Source organism: Pseudomonas benzenivorans (genome assembly GCF_033547155.1).
Taxonomy (GTDB): domain Bacteria; phylum Pseudomonadota; class Gammaproteobacteria; order Pseudomonadales; family Pseudomonadaceae; genus Aquipseudomonas; species Aquipseudomonas benzenivorans_B.
The window spans coordinates 995,408-1,013,418 of sequence record NZ_CP137892.1; the positions used below are offsets into that span (position 1 = coordinate 995,408).

At 67.8% G+C, this 18,011-nt stretch carries 15 protein-coding genes; 10 read left to right on the top strand and 5 right to left on the bottom strand.

Features of this window, described 5'->3' with window-relative positions; translation table 11 throughout:
- Positions 1-77: 77 nt before the first annotated feature.
- On the bottom strand, positions 78-1,748 hold the full coding sequence (leuA, locus tag SBP02_RS04655; protein WP_318645228.1) for a 2-isopropylmalate synthase: 1,671 nt from the start codon (positions 1,746-1,748) through the stop codon (positions 78-80).
- Positions 1,749-2,321: 573 nt separating this feature from the next.
- On the opposite strand from leuA, the gene ald reads away from it, so the two are divergent.
- The 4 genes from ald to SBP02_RS04675 all read left to right on the top strand — a co-directional run bounded on the left by ald (position 2,322) and on the right by SBP02_RS04675 (position 6,628).
- Positions 2,322-3,434 (top strand): alanine dehydrogenase, encoded by a 1,113-nt coding sequence (gene ald / locus SBP02_RS04660; RefSeq protein WP_318645229.1) that lies wholly within the window; start codon positions 2,322-2,324, stop codon positions 3,432-3,434.
- Between the two features lie 61 nt (positions 3,435-3,495).
- Positions 3,496-5,256: a sulfoacetaldehyde acetyltransferase gene (gene xsc / locus SBP02_RS04665; protein WP_318645230.1), complete on the top strand. Its 1,761-nt coding sequence runs from the start codon at positions 3,496-3,498 to the stop codon at positions 5,254-5,256.
- Between the two features lie 106 nt (positions 5,257-5,362).
- Positions 5,363-6,313, top strand: coding sequence for a bifunctional enoyl-CoA hydratase/phosphate acetyltransferase (locus tag SBP02_RS04670; protein WP_318645231.1), 951 nt, complete (start codon positions 5,363-5,365; stop codon positions 6,311-6,313).
- Between the two features lie 15 nt (positions 6,314-6,328).
- A complete protein-coding gene (locus SBP02_RS04675; protein ID WP_318645232.1) occupies positions 6,329-6,628 on the top strand; it encodes a DUF6506 family protein in 300 nt (99 codons plus the stop codon).
- 16 nt (positions 6,629-6,644) lie between these two features.
- Here SBP02_RS04675 and SBP02_RS04680 read toward each other — a convergent pair whose 3' ends face one another.
- Positions 6,645-7,304 (bottom strand): hypothetical protein, encoded by a 660-nt coding sequence (locus tag SBP02_RS04680; protein WP_318645233.1) that lies wholly within the window; start codon positions 7,302-7,304, stop codon positions 6,645-6,647.
- Positions 7,305-7,631: 327 nt separating this feature from the next.
- On the opposite strand from SBP02_RS04680, the gene SBP02_RS04685 reads away from it, so the two are divergent.
- Positions 7,632-8,618: a YeiH family protein gene (locus SBP02_RS04685; RefSeq protein WP_318646300.1), complete on the top strand. Its 987-nt coding sequence runs from the start codon at positions 7,632-7,634 to the stop codon at positions 8,616-8,618.
- A gap of 146 nt (positions 8,619-8,764) precedes the next feature.
- Here the strand turns inward: SBP02_RS04685 and SBP02_RS04690 are convergent, their stop codons facing one another.
- Complete coding sequence (locus SBP02_RS04690; RefSeq protein ID WP_318645234.1) at positions 8,765-9,028, bottom strand: YebG family protein; 264 nt, start codon at positions 9,026-9,028, stop codon at positions 8,765-8,767.
- A gap of 119 nt (positions 9,029-9,147) precedes the next feature.
- Positions 9,148-9,978 carry a substrate-binding periplasmic protein gene (locus SBP02_RS04695; RefSeq protein WP_318645235.1) on the bottom strand — a complete coding sequence of 277 codons (831 nt, stop codon included), beginning with the start codon at positions 9,976-9,978 and terminating at the stop codon, positions 9,148-9,150.
- Between the two features lie 206 nt (positions 9,979-10,184).
- On the opposite strand from SBP02_RS04695, the gene SBP02_RS04700 reads away from it, so the two are divergent.
- Entirely contained in the window at positions 10,185-11,693 is a 1,509-nt protein-coding gene (locus SBP02_RS04700; protein ID WP_318645236.1) for a sensor histidine kinase, read from the top strand.
- Positions 11,690-13,258: a DUF3369 domain-containing protein gene (locus tag SBP02_RS04705; protein WP_318645237.1), complete on the top strand. Its 1,569-nt coding sequence runs from the start codon at positions 11,690-11,692 to the stop codon at positions 13,256-13,258. Before SBP02_RS04700 ends, SBP02_RS04705 begins: the two co-directional genes overlap by 4 nt.
- A gap of 88 nt (positions 13,259-13,346) precedes the next feature.
- On the opposite strand, the gene SBP02_RS04710 is transcribed toward SBP02_RS04705, so the two are convergent.
- Positions 13,347-14,870 carry a fumarate hydratase gene (locus SBP02_RS04710; RefSeq protein WP_318645238.1) on the bottom strand — a complete coding sequence of 508 codons (1,524 nt, stop codon included), beginning with the start codon at positions 14,868-14,870 and terminating at the stop codon, positions 13,347-13,349.
- A gap of 225 nt (positions 14,871-15,095) precedes the next feature.
- On the opposite strand from SBP02_RS04710, the gene SBP02_RS04715 reads away from it, so the two are divergent.
- The 3 genes from SBP02_RS04715 to SBP02_RS04725 are packed head-to-tail and all read left to right on the top strand — an operon-like array spanning position 15,096 to position 17,959.
- On the top strand, positions 15,096-16,223 hold the full coding sequence (locus SBP02_RS04715) for a GGDEF domain-containing protein (protein WP_318645239.1): 1,128 nt from the start codon (positions 15,096-15,098) through the stop codon (positions 16,221-16,223).
- Positions 16,216-17,154, top strand: a complete 939-nt coding sequence (locus tag SBP02_RS04720; RefSeq protein ID WP_318645240.1) for an iron-sulfur-binding ferredoxin reductase — start codon at positions 16,216-16,218, stop codon at positions 17,152-17,154. Before SBP02_RS04715 ends, SBP02_RS04720 begins: the two co-directional genes overlap by 8 nt.
- 31 nt (positions 17,155-17,185) lie before the next feature.
- Positions 17,186-17,959 carry an enoyl-CoA hydratase gene (locus tag SBP02_RS04725; RefSeq protein ID WP_318645241.1) on the top strand — a complete coding sequence of 258 codons (774 nt, stop codon included), beginning with the start codon at positions 17,186-17,188 and terminating at the stop codon, positions 17,957-17,959.
- Positions 17,960-18,011 lie beyond the last annotated feature (52 nt).

Consider the following 18,011-nt stretch of genomic DNA (forward strand, 5'->3'; position numbering starts at 1 on the left):
TTCGATGAGGGTCGCTACGCACGAAAACGACAACGCCGGGCTGTGCCCGGCGTTGTTCTCTCTGGCCGAGTCGCGCCTCAGGCGGCCTGGGCCTCGACCTGCTTCAGGGCGCGGTTCAGCGCGCTGAACAGGGCGCGGAAGCTGGCCGTGGTCAGGTTCTCGTCGATGCCCACGCCGTGCAGCGCACGGCCGCCGTCCACGCGCAGCTCGATGTAGGCCGCAGCCTTTGCATTGGTGCCGGCGCCGATGGCGTGCTCGCTGTAGTCCATGATCTCCACGGCTACCGGCAGGCCGGCCACCAGGGCCTCAAGGGGGCCCTTGCCGATGCCGCGCCAGTGCTGGCTGTCGCCGCCGGCGAGGACTTCCACGTCCACCGCGCTGGTACCGTTCTCTTCCTGCAGGCGATGGCCCTTGAGCGCATAGGGCGCGCGGGCCTGCAGGTACTCGCGGTCGAACAGCTGGTAGATCTGCGCGGCGGTCATCTCCAGGCCGAGGCGGTCGGTTTCCTTCTGCACCACCTGGCTGAACTCGATCTGCATGCGCCGCGGCAGGCTGATGCCGTATTCCTGCTCCAGCAAGTAGGTGATGCCGCCCTTGCCGGACTGGCTGTTGACGCGGATCACCGCCTCGTAGCTGCGGCCGATGTCGGCCGGGTCGATCGGCAGGTAGGGCACTTCCCAGACGCCGTCCGGGTCCTGCTGGGCGAAGCCCTTGCGGATGGCGTCCTGGTGCGAGCCGGAGAAGGCGGTGTGGACCAGGTCGCCGACATAGGGGTGGCGCGGGTGCACCGGGATCTGGTTGCACTCCTCGACCACCTTGCGCACCGCGTCGATGTCGGAGAAGTCCAGGCCCGGGTGGATGCCCTGGGTGTAGAGGTTCAGCGCCAGGTTGACCAGATCGACGTTGCCGGTGCGCTCGCCATTGCCGAACAGGCAGCCTTCGACGCGATCGGCGCCGGCCAGCAGGCCCAGTTCGCTGGCGGCCACGCCGGTGCCGCGGTCGTTGTGGGTATGCAGACTGATCAGCACGCTGTCGCGGCGGCCGATATGACGGCAGAACCACTCGATCTGGTCGGCGTAGACGTTGGGCGTGGACACTTCGACTGTGGCCGGCAGGTTGAGGATGGCTTTGTTCTCAGGGGTCGGCTGCCACACGTCGAGCACCGCGTCGCAGACCTCGACGGCGAACTCCAGCTCGGTGGAGGTGAAGATCTCCGGCGAGTACTGGAAGGTCCACTGGGTCTGCGGCTGCCGGGCGGCCAGGTCCTTGATGATGCGCGCGGCATTGACCGCGATGTTCACCACCCCGGCCTTGTCCTGGTTGAAGACGATGCGGCGGAACGACGGCGCGGTGGCGTTGTAGACGTGGACGATGGCCCGCTTCGCACCCTTGAGCGACTCGAAGGTGCGGCTGATCAGGTCTTCGCGGGCCTGGGTCAGCACCTGGATGGTGGTGTCCTCGGGGATGTGGCCGCCCTCGATCAGCTCGCGGACGAAGTCGAAGTCGGTCTGCGAGGCCGAGGGGAAGCCCACCTCGATCTGCTTGATGCCGACCTGCACCAGGGTCTTGAAGAAGCGCATTTTCTTCTGCGCGTCCATCGGCTCGATCAGCGACTGGTTGCCGTCGCGCAGGTCAGAGCTGCACCAGACCGGCACTTCGGTGATGGTCTTCGACGGCCAGGTGCGGTCGGGCAGGTCGATCGGGGCGAAAGCACGGTACTTGCCGGAGGGGTCTTTGAGCATGCTCATGGGGAAGTCCTTGTTGGCGGCGGCCACGGAGGGGCCAGGCAGAATCGGCGGAAACAGGCGAAGGGGCGCTAGCCACGCAGTCGCTGGCTGACCAGGCAGAGGTTGGCGTGTTGCCGCAGGAGGAAGAGGGTATGGGTAGCCTTCATGGCGTTAACCCTATCCATAGAGGTTAAAGATGGCAAGTGTTGCTGAAAAATTGGAATTATTTGTCTTTTTGGTTGGGGTGTTGGTGTTTTATTGCGTGGATATTCGTTTGTGCTGTCGAGGATTGCGCGCCGTCATCGTCCGGGTTATGGCGACCTGTTGGCCGTGCTCGCATTGATTATTGGCACCGCGGGCCGCTCGCTGCCTGGCCCGGCCCGGCGATCACGGCCCTGCCGGGCGGCACCGAACGTCCCCGCGCCGCCCGCCAATTAGCGCCGCCCTGGCGCAACAGCTGCCTCGCAACTGGTTCTATCTGGGCCTTTCGCCCGACTCCTACTCTAGCCCCAAGCCAGCCGCCCTCAGGCGCGCCGCGCTGCTTCGCTCGACTTGCCTCACTGACTCCACACAACAACAACGGGAGAGATCGGCATGCTAATTGGAGTTCCGCAAGAGATTAAGAACCACGAGTACCGCGTCGGTATGGTGCCGGCCAGTGTCCAGGAGTTGACTAGCCGCGGTCATGCGGTGCTGGTGCAGACCCAGGCCGGCGCCAGCATCGGCTTCAGCGACGACGACTACCGAGCCGCCGGCGCCAGCATCGCCGCCACTGCCGAGGAGGTGTTCGCCAAGGCCGAGATGATCGTCAAGGTCAAGGAGCCCCAGGCCTGCGAGCGCAAGCAGTTGCGCCGCGACCAGCTGCTGTTCACCTACCTGCATCTGGCGCCGGATCGCCAGCAGACCCTCGACCTGCTGGAGAGCGGCGCCACCTGCATCGCCTACGAGACCGTGACCTCCAGCCGCGGCGGCCTGCCGCTGCTGGCGCCGATGTCGGAAGTGGCCGGGCGCATGTCGATCCAGGCCGGCGCCGCCTGCCTGGAGAAGTCCCGCGGCGGCCGCGGCGTGCTGCTCGGCGGTGTGCCGGGCGTGGAGCCGGCCAAGGTGGTGATCCTCGGCGGCGGCGTGGTCGGCTCCAACGCCGCGCGCATGGCCCTGGGCCTGGGCGCCCAGGTGGTGGTGCTGGACCGCAGCATCGAGGTGCTGCGCCGCCTGGTCGGCGAATTCGGCACCCAGTTGCAGACGGTGCTGTCGACCCGCGCGGAACTGGAAGAACACGTGCTGTCCGCCGACCTGGTGATCGGCGGCGTGCTGATCCCCGGTGCCGCCGCGCCCAAGCTGGTCAGTGCCGAGATGGTGCGCGCCATGAAGCCGGGCTCGGCGGTGGTCGACGTGGCTATCGACCAGGGCGGCTGCTTCGAGACCTCTCGTGCCACCACCCACCAGGAACCGACCTACCTGGTCGACGGCGTGGTGCACTACTGCGTGGCCAACATGCCCGGCGCGGTAGCCCGCACCTCCACCCTGGCGCTGAACAACGCCACCCTGCCGCACATCGTCGCCCTGGCCGACCTGGGCTGGGAGGAGGCGCTGCGCCGCGACCCGCACCTGGCCAACGGCCTGAATATCCATGCCGGGCAGATCACCTGTCCGGAAGTGGCCGAGGCCCTCGGCTACCCCTGTGCCCCCATGCCCCTGACCAACTGAGGCTCGCCAGCCGATTGCCCGGCGGCCCGGCCGCCGTACCCCAAACGAGAGGAAACAAGACATGCCACGTATGACCCCCAGCGAAGCCCTGGTAGAAACCCTGGTCGCCAACGGCGTCACCGACATCTTCGGCATCATGGGCTCGGCCTTCATGGATGCGATGGACATCTTCGCCCCGGCCGGTATCCGCTTCATTCCGGTGGTCCACGAGCAGGGCGCCGGGCACATGGCCGACGGCTACGCTCGCGTCAGCGGCCGTCACGGCGTGTGCATCGCGCAGAACGGCCCGGGCATCACCAACTTCGTCACCGCCGTGGCCGCCGCCTACTGGGCGCACAGCCCGGTGGTGGTGATCACCCCGGAAACCGGCTCCATGAGCCAGGGCCTGGGCGGTTTCCAGGAGGCCCAGCAGCTGCCGTTCTTCGAGACCATCACCAAGTACCAGGGGCATGTCGCCAACCCGGCACGCATGGCCGAGCTGACCGCGCGCTGCTTCGACCGCGCCATGCTGGAGAACGGTCCGACCCAGCTGAACATCCCGCGCGACTTCTTCTACGGTGACATCAACGTCGAGATCCCCGCACCGATCCGCATCGAGCGCAGCGCCGGCGGTGCCCAGAGCCTGGCCGAGGCAGCGGCGCTGCTGGCCGGCGCGCAGAACCCGGTGATCATCTCCGGCGGCGGCGTGGTCATGGGTGATGCGGTGGCCGAATGCCAGGCGCTGGCCGAGTACCTCGGCGCGCCGGTGGTCAACAGCTACCTGCACAACGACTCCTTCCCGGCCAGCCACCCGCTGTGGTGCGGCCCGCTCGGCTACCAGGGCTCCAAGGCGGCGATGAAGCTGCTGTCGCGCGCCGACGTGGTGCTGGCCCTGGGCACCCGCCTGGGCCCGTTCGGCACCCTGCCGCAGCACGGCCTGGACTACTGGCCGAAGCAGGCCAAGGTGATCCAGATCGACTGCGATCCGAAGATGCTCGGCCTGGTGAAGAAGATCACCGTGGGCATCTGCGGCGACGCCAAGGCGGCGGCCGCCGATCTGCTCGGGCGCCTGGAGAATCTGACGGTGAGCTGCCTGGAGAACAAGGGCGCGCGGGCCGAGGAAATCGCCCTGGAGAAGGCCAACTGGGAAGCCGAACTGAACGCCTGGATCCATGAGAAGGACGAATACTCCCTGGACATGATCAAGGAGCAGAGCGGCGAGGCGGGCAACTACCTGCACCCGCGCCAGGTGCTGCGCGAGCTGGAGAAGGCCATGCCGGCCGACGCCATGGTCTCCACCGACATCGGCAACATCAACTCGGTGTCCAACAGTTACCTGCGTTTCGAGCAGCCGCGTTCGTTCTTCGCCGCCATGAGCTTCGGCAACTGCGGCTATGCGCTGCCGACCATCATCGGCGCCAAGGTCGCCGCGCCGCACCGCACCGCCATCTCCTACGCCGGCGACGGCGCCTGGGGCATGTCGATGATGGAGATCATGACCTGCGTGCGCGAGAACATCCCGGTCACCTCCATCGTCTTCCACAACCGCCAGTGGGGCGCGGAGAAGAAGAACCAGGTGGACTTCTACAACCGCCGCTTCGTCGCCGGCGACCTGGAGAACCAGAGCTTCGCCGGCATCGCCCGCTCCATGGGCGCCGAAGGCGTCACCGTCGACCGCCTGGAAGACGTCGGCCCGGCGCTGAAGGCCGCCTGCGAGGCGCAGAAGGCCGGCAAGACCACGGTGATCGAGATCATGTGCACCCGCGAGCTGGGCGATCCGTTCCGCCGCGATGCGCTGTCCAAGCCGGTGCGCTTCCTGGAGAAGTACAAGGACTACGTCTGAGTCGCCGCGGTGACCGGCCCGCGCCGGTCACCCGCAGCTGGCAACACTGCAGCGGCGTCTTCGGGCGCCGTTGTGGCTTCGACCGCGAACCATCGGGAATTCAAGCATGTTGAGCACTATTCCACGGGAGTGTCCGGCGTTTCTCCTCGAGCGGGCCAAGGCCCTGCCGCGGGTGGTCACGGCGGTGGTCAACCCGGTCAACCAGTTGAGCCTGGAAAGCGCCAGGCAGGCCAGCGACCAGGGCCTGATCGAGCCGGTGCTGGTCGGCGACCCGGCGCAGATCCGCGCCCAGGCCGAGGCCATCGACTGGGACCTGCACGACCTGCGCCTCCTGGCCGCCGCCGACGAAGGGCAGAGCGCCGAGCTGGCCTGCGCCCTGGCCGGCGCCGGGGAGGCGGCGGCGCTGATGAAGGGCCATCTGCACACCGATGCCCTGTTGCGCGCGGTACTCAAGCGCGAGGCCGGGCTGCGCACCGCCAGCCGCCTCAGCCATGTGTTCCACATGACCCTGCCGGGCAGCGACAAGGCGCTGTCGATCACCGATGCGGTGATCAACGTGCAGCCGACCCTAGTCGACAAGATCCACATCGCCCAGAACGCCATCGAACTGATGCACGCCCTGGGCTACCAGCTGCCGCGCATGGCGGTGCTCTCCGGTACCGAGGAGGTGACACGCAGCATGCCCTCCAGCCAGGACGCCGCGGAGCTGGTCAAGCTGGCGGCCATCGGCGCCCTGCGCGGCGCCTGCGTCGAGGGGCCGCTGGCCTTCGACAATGCGGTGTCGCTGGAGGCGGCGCGGATCAAGGGCATCGGCGGGCAGGTGGCGGGCAATGCCGACATCCTGTTGGTGCCGAATCTGGAGGCCGGCAACATGCTGTTCAAGCAGATGGTGTACTTCATGAGCGCCACCGCCGCCGGCCTGGTGCTGGGGGCACGGGTGCCGATCATCCTGACCTCGCGCGCCGACCCGCTGGAGGCGCGCCTGGCCTCCTGCGCCCTGGCCTCCATCTTCATCGACCATCGCCAGCAGGCGCAGGCTCGCGCCCTGGCCCACTGACCGAGGAGCAACCGCATGGCCCTGCAACGTTATGCCTTCATCTTCAAGGCCCCCGGCATGGACTTTCTCACCCACAACGGCCGCCTGGAATCCGCAGATTTCGCCGCCACCCTGTGCGGCGTGGCGGATGTCGAACAGGCGGTGCTGGTGGCCCAGGAGCTGCTGACCCGCCATGTGCAGCTGATCGAGCTGTGCGGCGCCTTCAGCGCCGCGGAGGTCGAGCAGGTGCGCAGCGCCCTCGGCGAGCGCATTCCAGTGGGCGCCGTGCAGTACAGCGCCGCGGAGCGCGAGCGCCTGCAGCAGGCGTTCGCCTGAGCCGGCGCAGCCGGCTTCAGTCTGCCGGAGGGGCGGCCAGCCAGGCCGCCAGCACCCGGCGGCGCCACCAGTCGCTGCCCTCGATCAGCTGACGGATCAGGGCCTGTTCGCGGGCATCGCCGGCGAACAGCCGGGGCCGTGGCAGCACTGGCAGCTGGGCCTGCAGCTCCTGCGCGCGCTGCAGCCAGGCGTGCGGCGCGGCACCCGCCGGCACCGGCAGCAGGGGCAGCTGCGGGCAGAGGTAGAACAGCAGCCAGCTGGTCGCCGGGTACCCGCCGGCATCGTCGAACAGGGCCCGGTTGCCGGCCTCCAGCAGCGCCAGGGCCGGCTCCAGGCCCTCGGCCCCGCGCCATTGCTCCAGCTGCGCCCAGCGTGGCGCCAGCTCGCGGCGAATGAAGCCGTCCAGGCGCGCGGCCAGTTCGTCCGCGCTCAATCCCAGAAAATCCAGGCCGGCACAGTCCTTGAGCATGCGCAGATAGGTCTTGTCGATCAGCGTGCGCCCGGCGTTCTGCCAGGCGGCGCCGGCGGCCCGGGTCAGGTTGCCGTAGCACTGCAGCAGCAGGCCGTTGTCGCTGCTGCGCGCATCCCGGCCCGAGGCGAACGCCGGATGGGGCTGTTGCCAGGCCTCGCGCAGGCGCTCGCCGAGCTGGACGATGCGCAGGTTATCCAGGGTCATGGGGGCCTCTTCGGGTGATGGGGCGGCGTCCGCCGGCGGGTTCCGGCCCGTCTCCGGTCGCGGGCGTGCGCGCACCACTCTAGGGGCCGTGCGGGGCCCCAGGTAGCGCCAGCCGCGACCTTTCGGCAGGGCCAAGCACGGCGCGGCGGCTGGCCCCTACGACGCCCGCGGCGTGGCCCTAATGGGGGGCGGAGGCTTTCTCTAGCATCGAGATTCCGAGTCTTAGCCTCTAAGGGTGTAGGTGCCGACATGACAATAAAACAACACCACACGATCCCGCCCAGCCACAGTCAGACCCAGGACGAGGCGGCGCCGACCTCCTGGCTGATGGAGCGCAGGCAGCGCCTCGCGCTGTTGCTGCCGGGGTTGATCGCCTCGGCCGTGGTCGCCGCCAGCGCCGCCTTCCTCTCCGAGCACTACGGTGCGCCGGTGATGCTGATGGCGCTGCTGCTGGGCATGGCCCTGGGCTTTCTCTCCGAGGAGGGCCGCGCGGTCGCCGGCATCCGCTTCACCTCCAGCACCATCCTGCGCATCGGCGTGGCCCTGCTCGGCATGCGCATCACCCTGGAGCAGATACTCTCGCTGGGCAGCACCCTGATGGCGGTGGTGATAGGCGCGGTGTTCCTGACCATCAGCTTCGGCATCCTGCTCGCCCGCCTGCTCGGCCAGTCGCGGGACTTCGGCATTCTCAGCGGCGGCAGCGTGGGCATCTGCGGCGCCTCGGCGGCCCTGGCCATCTCCGCGGTGCTGCCGCAGAACAAGGACAGCGAGCGCAACACCATCTTCACCGTGATCAGCGTCACCGCGCTGAGCACCATCGCCATGATCGCCTACCCGCCGATCGCCCAGTGGCTGGGGCTGGACGCCCAGCAGGCCGGGGTGTTCCTCGGCGCCACCATCCACGATGTGGCCCAGGTGGTCGGCGCCGGCTACAGCATGTCGGACGAGACCGGCGACAGCGCCACGGTGATCAAGCTGCTGCGCGTGGCCATGCTGGTGCCCATCGTCTTCAGCCTGTCGCTGCTGCTGCGCAAGCGCAGCGAGGGGGCGCGCCCGGCCTTGCCGCTGCCGCTGTTCATCATCTTCTTCGTGCTCTTCGTGGCCCTCAACAGCAGCGGCCTGGCCTCGGCGCAGGTGCAGGCGTTCGCCGGCGACGTCTCGCGCTGGTGCCTGATCACCGCCATCGCCGCCCTGGGCATGAAGACCTCGCTGAAGTCGCTGCTGGAGGTCGGTTGGCGCCCGGCGACCCTGCTGGTCAGCGAGACGCTGTTCCTCGCGCTGCTGATCCTGGGCGCGGTGAGCTGGCTGGGGTGAGGCGGGCTGCTCCGCACCGCCGCTCCTGGCCTACAAGGGGGGGCGCAATACCCTGCACGCCGCCAGTGCGGCGGCGTGCCGGGTCCTGGTACAAGGTTTCGGCGCGTATGCTCGGCAGCCAGCCCTGAGCCGGGGTAGCGAGGCGCTTATTGTGCCGTCTCTTCCTTGCCCAGCTCGCTCAGGGCATCGGGCTGGTTCTTGAAGGCCTTGGCGAAGATCTCGCGGTTCTTCGCCATGTAGATGCCCAGTTCCTCGCCCTGTTGCTCGTTGAGCGAGGGCACGGCTTTCTGCAGCACCTCGGTGAGCAGTTCGGCCAATTCCAGCATCTTGTCGTGACGATCGGCTTCGGCCTTATCCATAAACAAACGCTCCAGATCTCGACTGCTGCGGTACACCACTTCGACGGCCATTCATCACCTCTACGCCTTCAATGCTGACAGGGTTGCTATAAGCTGTTTATTTATACAGTAGTGGCGCAGTGTACTGCAGCCGCAGGCGCCCTGCAAAGGCTCGGGTGGCGACCGGGGCATCATTGCGTGTGGCGCTGAACGATGCGCTCGATTTCACCCGAGCTGTGCAGGTGTTGCAGCGCCTCGTCCAGCTGGCGGGCGAAGTCTTCCTTGAAGGGGAAGCGCGGGCCGGTGCGGTCGCTGAAGCCGACGTAGCTGTTTTCCACCGAGATGATCGGGCCTTCGACTATCGCCTCGGCGTTCGCCGTGTCGTACAGCCCATCGCGGCGCATCTGCGCCAGTTCGGCGAGGATCGACAGGCGCTCGTTGAAGTAACAGTCGATGCGTCGGTGCAGCAGTTTCTGCAGGTTGGCACGGTTGCCGGGGGCGTCCTCGATCCGGATCAGGCCTCGGCGTACCGCGCGCCAGAAGGGTTGGTTCGCCGACAGGTAACCGGGGTTATTGCCGAAGCGCAGGCCCTGATAGTCCTGCGGCCAGCCGGGCGGCGGGCCGTCGGCGAACACCTCGCGGTGGCAGAACACCACCACCTGCTCCTGCAGGATGGGCACCGAGTAGGGCTTGATCCACGGCCGTTGCTGCGGGCGGTAGTAGGGCGGGACCACCGCCAGTGCCCGCCCGGCCTCGATCTCGACCATGGCGCGCAGCCAGGGCGTGGGCTGCAGTTCGAGGCGGTAGCCGCGCAGCAGCGGTTCGGCCGCCCGTAGGACATCGACATAGATGCCGGCGGCCTGGCCCTCGGCCGTGCGGTAGGTGAAGGGCGGATAGGCCTCGTCGATCAGCAGGGTGACGCGGGTGTCGGCCTGGGCCGCCAGCGCCGGAGCCAGGGTCAGCAGGACCAGGACCAGAAGGCCGGTCATATAGCGCTTCAGGCGTTCGATCATCGGCTTCATTCGCCTATGCCGTTTGAGGTCTGGACTCGGCCCGGGGTGTTCGCGGCGGCCTTGCCGACAGCCAGCGATTGGTCCTCATTACGGTGATGCCCGGACCGGGTGCGGCTCCGGTGGACTATCGTGGTAGGTAAGGCTTGCGCCTCGTCCATCTCGTGCCCCCAATCCCGGTGCGAGTCGATCTCGCCGGCGCTCGGCCGGGGTAGGTGATGAGAAACAGTATAGGCTTCCGCCTCAATGCCCTGTTCGTGGTTCTGGTCACGGCGCTGCTCAGTTGTTCCGGGGCGCTGGCGTACTGGAGCATGCGCAGTCAGTTGCTCGAGCAGTACCAGCGCGACCGCGACAGCGTGCAGCAGCGCCTGCAGACCAATCTGGTCAATCCGTTGTGGAACTTCGACACCGCGACCCTGCAGGAGAACCTGGCCGCCGAGGTCAAGCCGCCGGTGCTGGGCATCGTGGTGTACAGCGAGCATGGCGAGCTGCTGGCATCGGCCGGGGTGCAGGAGCCGACGCGGCGGCAAAACGCGCGCTACGACCACCTGGAGTTTCCCCTGCGCAATCGCGGGCGGGACGAGCAGCAGGTGCTCGGCCGGGTACGGGTGCTGCTGTCGCGCCAGGCGATGCAGGGCACGCTGAACGAGCAGGTGTGGCGACGCTTCCTGGAAATACTCGCCCTCGACGTGCTGTTGGTGGCGGCGCTGTCGCTGAGCCTGCGCCTGCAGGTGCTCAAGCCCCTGGCGGCGTTGCGCGACGCCCTGCACCAGGCGGCCGAGCACCGCGGCCCGCCGGAGTCGCTGGTGCTGCCGGGCGCCAGCCTCGACGAGTTCGGCGAGGTACTCGGCGGCTTCAAGCGCATCGCCCGGCGCCTGGCCGAGGACCTGGAGGCCCGGCGCCAGGCCGAGAGCGACATCCGCGGCGCCTACGAGGAACTGCAGCGCACCCAGGCGACCCTGATCCAGGCGGAAAAGCTGGCGGCCCTCGGCGGGCTGGTGGCGGGCGTGGCCCACGAAATCAACACGCCCCTGGGCATTACCCTGACCGGGGCCAGCGTGCTGGCCGAACAGACCCGGCGCTTCGCCGGCCAGCTGCAGGCCGGGCGCCTGAAGAAGTCGGAGGTCGAGGGCTACCTGCAGGCCGCCGAAGAGAGCGTCGAACTGATCCTGGCCAACGCCAACCGGGCGGCGCACCTGGTGCACAGCTTCAAGCAGGTGGCGGTGGACCAGACCAGCGAGGCGCGCCGTGAATTCAACCTCGCCCGCTACCTGGGCGAGGTGGTCGAGAGCCTGCGGCCGACCTACAAGCGCCTGCCGATCCAGGTGCGCATCGACTGTCCGGCGGATATCCAGCTGGACGGCTACCCGGGGGCCCTGGCCCAGGTGGTGACCAATCTGCTGGTCAACGCGGTGACCCACGCCTTCCCGGATGGGGCGGCAGGGCAGATCCGGCTCGGCGCCCAGGATGAAGGCGACTGGGTGGTGGTGCGCTTCGAGGACGATGGGCAGGGCATCGCCTCCGAGCATCTGCCGCACATCTTCGAGCCTTTTTTCACGACGAAACGTGGCGTCGGTGGCAGCGGTTTGGGCCTGCATGTGGTCTATAACCTTGTGACCCGGCGCCTGGGCGGCCAGATCCAGGTGGCGAGCACGGCGGGGCAGGGCACCTGCTTCACCCTGCGCATTCCGCGCATCGTCCCGCAGCCGCCCGAGGAGGCAATGTGAGCAAAGAACAGGCCCACGAAGAGGACGACTGGCTGATCGACGACAGTGCCGATCCGCCGGTATTGCACTGTGAAATGCCGTGGCGGTTGCTGATCGTCGACGATGAACCGGATGTGCACCGGGTCACCCAACTGGCGCTGCGCGACGTCGAGTACAAGGGACGCAGGCTGGAGTTGCTCAGTGCCTATTCCGGGGAGGAGGGCTTCGCCCTGTTGCGCGACCAGCCGGATATCGCCCTGACCCTGCTCGATGTGGTGATGGAGACCGAGGATGCCGGCTTGCGTCTGGTGCATCGGGTCCGCGAGGAACTGGGCAACCCCCTGGTGCGCATCGTGCTGCGCACCGGTCAGCCGGGGCAGGCGCCGGAGCAGGAGGTGATAGTCGCCTACGACATCAACGACTACAAGGCCAAGACCGAGCTGACCCTGCAGAAGCTCTACACCACGGTCATCTCTTCCCTGCGCGCCTACGAGAGCCTGGTGGCCATCGAGCGCAGCCGCCAGGGCCTGAGCAAGATCCTCGAGGGCTCGGCCAACCTCTACCAGATGCACTCGTTGCGCGAGTTCGCCTCCGGCGTGTTGGCGCAGATCGGCGCCATCCTCGACGTCGGCACTCACGGCATCCTCTGCGTACGTCGGGGTGCCGGCAGCGGTTCGGTGGCCCTACAGGTACTCGGCGCCACCGGCAGCTTCGCCGAGGCGGCCCGGCATGACGAACTCGACTCGGCGCACCCGGCCTATGCGCTGATGCTGCAGGCGGTCGAACGGCAGCAGAGCCTCTACGCCTATCCCAACGAGGTGCTCTACATCCCGACCCAGACCCGCCACGAATTCCTGCTGTATTTCACCCCACCCTGGCCGCTGACCGAGGTGGACAAGGACCTGCTGGAGGTGTTCTGCAGCCGCATCGCTTCGGCCTTCGACAACCTCCACCATCACCTGCAGATGACCCGCGCGCAGGAGGCCACGGTGGTGGCCCTGGCCGATCTGGCCGAGTACCGCGACAGTGATACCGGCGAGCACGTGCTGCGTGTCGAGCGCTGGACCGCGCGCACGGCGCAGCGGATGGCCGAGCGTGGCGACTACCCCGAGCAGCTGACGCCGCGCTTTCTCGAACTGATCGGCATGGCCAGCATCCTGCACGACGTCGGCAAGGTCGCCACCCCCGACCTGGTGCTGTTCAAGCCCGGAGTACATGACGCTGAGCAGCGCGAGGTGATGCGCCGCCATGCCAGCATCGGTGCGGCCATCCTGCAGCGCTCGGCACGCATGGTCGAGGGTCAGAGTTACCTGTCGATCGGCGCGGAGATCGCTGGCGGCCACCACGAGCACTTCGATGGCAACGGTTATCCCCAGGGCCTGCGCGGCGAGGAGATCCCCCTCTCGGCACGCATCGTCGCGGTGGTCGACGTATTCGACGCCCTGATGCATCGGCGGCCCTACAAGGAACCCTGGTCCCTGGCCGATTCGCTGGACTACCTGCGCGCGCGCAGCGGCAAGCAGTTCGATCCGCGGGTGGTGGACGCCTTCCTCGAAGTGGTGGAGCAGGAGTATGCGCAGGAGTAGGTGGGCGCCTGCCGGATAGCGGGATAGAGCGGCCAGAAACGACGAGCCCGGCGCGGGGCCGGGCTCGTCTTCTGGGCAGAGGTGCCGCTTACTTCACTTCCACCGCCAGGCTGTCGGCGATCTTCTGGTTCCAGATCGCCGGGCCGGTGATGTGCACCGACTCGCCGTTGGTGTCGACCGCCACGGTGACCGGCATGTCCTTGACCTCGAACTCGTAGATGGCTTCCATACCCAGCTCGGCGAAGGCCAGCACCTTGGACTTCTTGATTGCCTGGGCCACCAGGTAGGCGGCGCCGCCGACGGCCATCAGGTACACCGCCTTGTTGTCCTTGATCGCCTCGATGGCGAGCGGGCCGCGCTCGGACTTGCCGATCATGCCCAGCAGGCCGGTCTGCTCGAGGATCTGCCGGGTGAACTTGTCCATCCGGGTGGCGGTGGTGGGGCCGGCCGGGCCGACCACCTCGTCGCCGACCGGGTCGACCGGGCCGACGTAGTAGATAAAGCGGCCTTTCAAGTCGACAGGAAGCTGCTCACCCTTGTTGAGCATCTCGACCATGCGCTTGTGCGCGGCGTCGCGGCCGGTGAGCATCTTGCCGTTGAGCAGGATGGTCTCGCCCGGCTTCCAGCTCTGCACCTCTTCCGGAGTGATTTCGTCGAGGTTGACGCGGCGCGCGCTCGGGCCGGCCTCCCAGACGATTTCCGGGTAGGCATCCAGGTCCGGGGCTTCCAGTTCGGCAGGTCCCGAGCCGTCGAGCACGAAGTGGGCGTGGCGGGTGGCGGCGCAGTTGGGGATCATGCACACCGGCAAGGAGGCGGCGTGGGTCGGGTAGTCCATGATCTTCACGTCGAGCACCGTGGTCAGGCCGCCCAGGCCCTGGGCACCGATGCCCAGCTGGTTGACCTTCTCGAACAGCTCCAGGCGCAGTTCCTCGATGCGGTTCTGCGGGCCACGGGCCTGCAGCTCGTGGATGTCGATGTGCTCCATCAGCACTTCCTTGGCCATCACCGCGGCCTTCTCGGCGGTGCCGCCGATACCGATGCCGAGCATGCCCGGCGGACACCAGCCGGCGCCCATGGTCGGCACGGTCTTCAGCACCCAGTCGACGATGGAGTCGGACGGGTTGAGCATGGCCATCTTCGACTTGTTCTCGGAGCCGCCGCCCTTGGCCGCGACGTCCACTTCCACCTTGTCGCCCGGGACGAGGGAGTAGTGGATCACCGCCGGGGTGTTGTCCTTGGTGTTCTTGCGGCTACCTGCCGGGTCGGCCAGGATCGAGGCGCGCAGGACGTTCTCCGGCAGGTTGTAGGCGCGGCGCACGCCCTCGTTGATCATGTCGTCGACGCTCATGGTGGCGCCGTCCCAGCGCACGTCCATGCCGACCTTGACGAACACGGTGACGATGCCGGTGTCCTGGCAGATCGGCCGGTGGCCGGTGGCGCACATGCGCGAGTTGATCAGGATCTGCGCCATGGAGTCCTTGGCGGCCGGCGACTCCTCCTTGAGGTAGGCCTCGTGCATGGCCTGGATGAAGTCCACGGGATGGTAGTAGGAGATGAACTGCAGGGCATCGGCGACGCTCTGGATCAGGTCGTCTTGCTTGATCACGGTCATGCTGGGCGCTCCTCTGTAGGGCAGGCACTGCGGGGCGCCGGACCAGGATCCGGCGCAGGCTTTCAAGGTGAATAGCCGCGCTTAAAAAAGGCGCGGCAGTATAGCGCGCAGCGCCCGCAGGGGACACCCGACCAGGGTCGAAGGCGGTCGCCGGTGCTAGGCATTTGTGGCGGACGGGGGTAGAGTGGCGGCCAGATGCCAGTATGGGACGGAGCCCATCAACCCATGAGCTCGAGTAGCCAGCGGGTCACTCAGCGTAGGCTAAAAGGCTTGCTGCTCAAGCGCTTTGGTATGGCGGCAGCGACCTACGCCTTGACCGGCGTGGTGTGCTCGGTCGCCATGTTCAACGGCCTGTTGCAGGCATCCTGGCCCACCGCACTGCTGTTCACCCTGCTGGTGACACTGAGCCAGCTGGGCTTCTTCGCGGTGTTTCGCGCCGGAAAGAACCTGCGCTTTCGCGACCCCAGCCTGACCGAGCCGCAGATGCTGGTGGCCCTCGGCTGGCTGACGCTGTTGCTGTCCTCGTTCGACGAGGGGCGCGGCAGTCTGCTGGTGATCTATCCGCTGATCATGCTGTTCGGCGTGTTCGAGCTGCAGCCCAGGGTCTTCGTCCGCTGCGCGCTGCTGGCCTTCTTCGGTTTCGCCGGTTTGAACCTCTACGAGGCCTTCACCCTGCGCCTGGACGACCCGGCCGCGGCTACCTTGCAGGTCTGTGTGTTGGCCGCCGTCCTGATCTGGCTGAGCCTGTTCGCCAGTTACGTGCAGACCCTGCGTCGGCGCATGCGCCAGCGGCGCTTCGCCCTGCAGGCGCATCAGGACACCCTGCGCGGCATGATGCGCCAGCTGGAGGATCTGGCGGCGACGGACGAGCTGACCGGCCTGTTCAATCGTCGACACTTCCTGCGCCTGGCCAGCCGTGCGCTGGATAACCTGAGGGCTGGACGCCAGCACGGCCTGGCCCTGATCGACCTGGATCATTTCAAGCGCATCAACGATGTTCACGGCCATGCCGCCGGCGACCGGGTGTTGCAGGCCTTCGCCGCCGTCGCCCGGGCCTGTCTGCGCGACGGCGATGTGCTGGCCCGCTATGGCGGCGAGGAGTTCGTGTTGCTGCTGCCCGACACCGACTGCGAGCAATTCGCCGCCTGTTGCGAGCGGCTGCGCGAGGCCTTCAGCCGGGCCGAGCCCTTGGGTGTTAAGGTGAGCGACCTGAGTCTGTCTGTCGGAATGACCCTGTTGACCATGCACGACGATCTGGATGAAGCCCTGCACCGCGCCGACCAGGCGCTCTACCAGGCCAAGCGCAGCGGGCGCAACCGCTGTATGGCGGCCTGGGAGGAAGCCGATGCCTGAGCTGCGGGTCGGCGCGCACCGCCTCACCGTCGCCCCCTCCTGTAATCTGCTGGATGCCTTGCTCGCCGGCGGTGTCGCCGTGCCCTACAGCTGCCGGGCGGGGAGCTGTCATGCCTGCCTGGTGCGTTGTCTGCAAGGCGAGCCGCTGGATGCCAAGCCCGGCGCCCTCGATGACGCCCGCCGGGAGCAGGGCTGGCGCCTGGCCTGTCAGTGTCGCATCGTCGACGACCTGCAGGTCGAGGTGTTCGACCCTCTGCGCGATGGCCGCCCGGCGCGTATCCACAGCTGCGACTGGCTCAGCCCCAGCGTGCTGCGCCTGCGTCTGATCCCGCAAGACGCGCTGCGCTACCGCGCCGGCCAGCATCTGGTGCTGTGGACCGAGGCCGGCGTGGCCCGTCCCTATTCGCTGGCCAGTCTGCCCGGCGAAGACCCCTGGTTGGAGTTCCACCTGGACTGCCGGCAGAGCGGGGCCTTCAGCGACGCGGCGCGGGCCATGCGTCCCGGCGACAGCCTGCGTCTGGGCGAGCTGCGGGGCGGTGCGCTGCACTACGATCCGGACTGGCAGGCCCGGCCACTCTGGCTGCTGGGGGCCGGCACCGGCCTGGCGCCGCTCTACGGCATCCTGCGCGAGGCGCTACGGCAGGAACATCAGGGTCCCATCCGGGTCATTCACCTGGCCCATGCTGCCGCCGAGCACTACCTCGCCGACAGCCTGGCCGCCCTGGCTGCCGGCTACCCGCAGCTGCGGGTCGAACTCACCAGCGCGGCGCAGTTGCCCGCGGCTTTGGCCGAACTGCGCCTTGTCTCGCGTAAAACCCTCGCCTTACTCTGCGGCCACCCCCACAGCGTCGAAACCTTTGCGCGGCGTCTGTATCTGGCCGGTATCCCGCGCAACCAGGTATTCGCCGACCTGTTCCTGCCGCATGCGTGAAGGCGCCGGCGGCGCTGCCCGAGGAATACCGATGAGTGAGCATGTGCTGGTCGAGCGCGAGCGAGGGCTGCTGACCCTGCGCCTCAACCGTCCGGACAAGAAGAATGCCTTGACCCGGGCCATGTACGCCGGCCTGGGCGAGGCGCTGAGCCAGGCCGAGCGGGACAGTGACGTCCGCGCCGTGCTGCTTACCGGTGGCACGGAGTGCTTCACCAGTGGCAACGACGTGGCCGATTTCATCCAGGCGCCGCCGACGGGGCCGGACAGCGAGGTGTTTCGTTTCATGCGGACGCTGTTCGACTTCGCCAAGCCGATAGTGGCCGCGGTCAGCGGCCCGGCAGTGGGCATCGGCACCACCCTGCTGCTGCATTGCGATCTGGTCTACGTCAGCCGCGACGCACGGTTGAAGATGCCCTTCGTCAGTTTGGGGCTCTGTCCCGAATTCGGTTCCAGCCTGATCTTGCCGCGCCTGCTGGGCCATGCCCGGGCCACCGAGCTGTTGCTGCTGGGCGAGGCCTTCGGCGGCGAGCAGGCGGAGGCCTGGGGCATCGCCAACCAGGTGCTGGACGACGGTGCGGCGACCCTGGCCAAGGCCCGCGAGATGGCCCTGGGTTTCCAGCGCCTGGCGCCCACGGCGGTGCTGGACGGCAAGCGTCTGATGCGTGCACCGGGACGCGAGGAGCTGCGTCGGGTGATCGAGGAGGAAGCTGCCCTGTTCGGCCAACGCCTGCGCTCGCCAGAGGCCATCGAGGCGCTGAGCGCCTTCATGCAGCGGCGCCCGGCGGATTTCAGCCGGTTCGCCTGAGGCCTGGCAGCAGACGAGAAAGGCCGCTCATCGAGCGGCCTTTCTCCGGTAT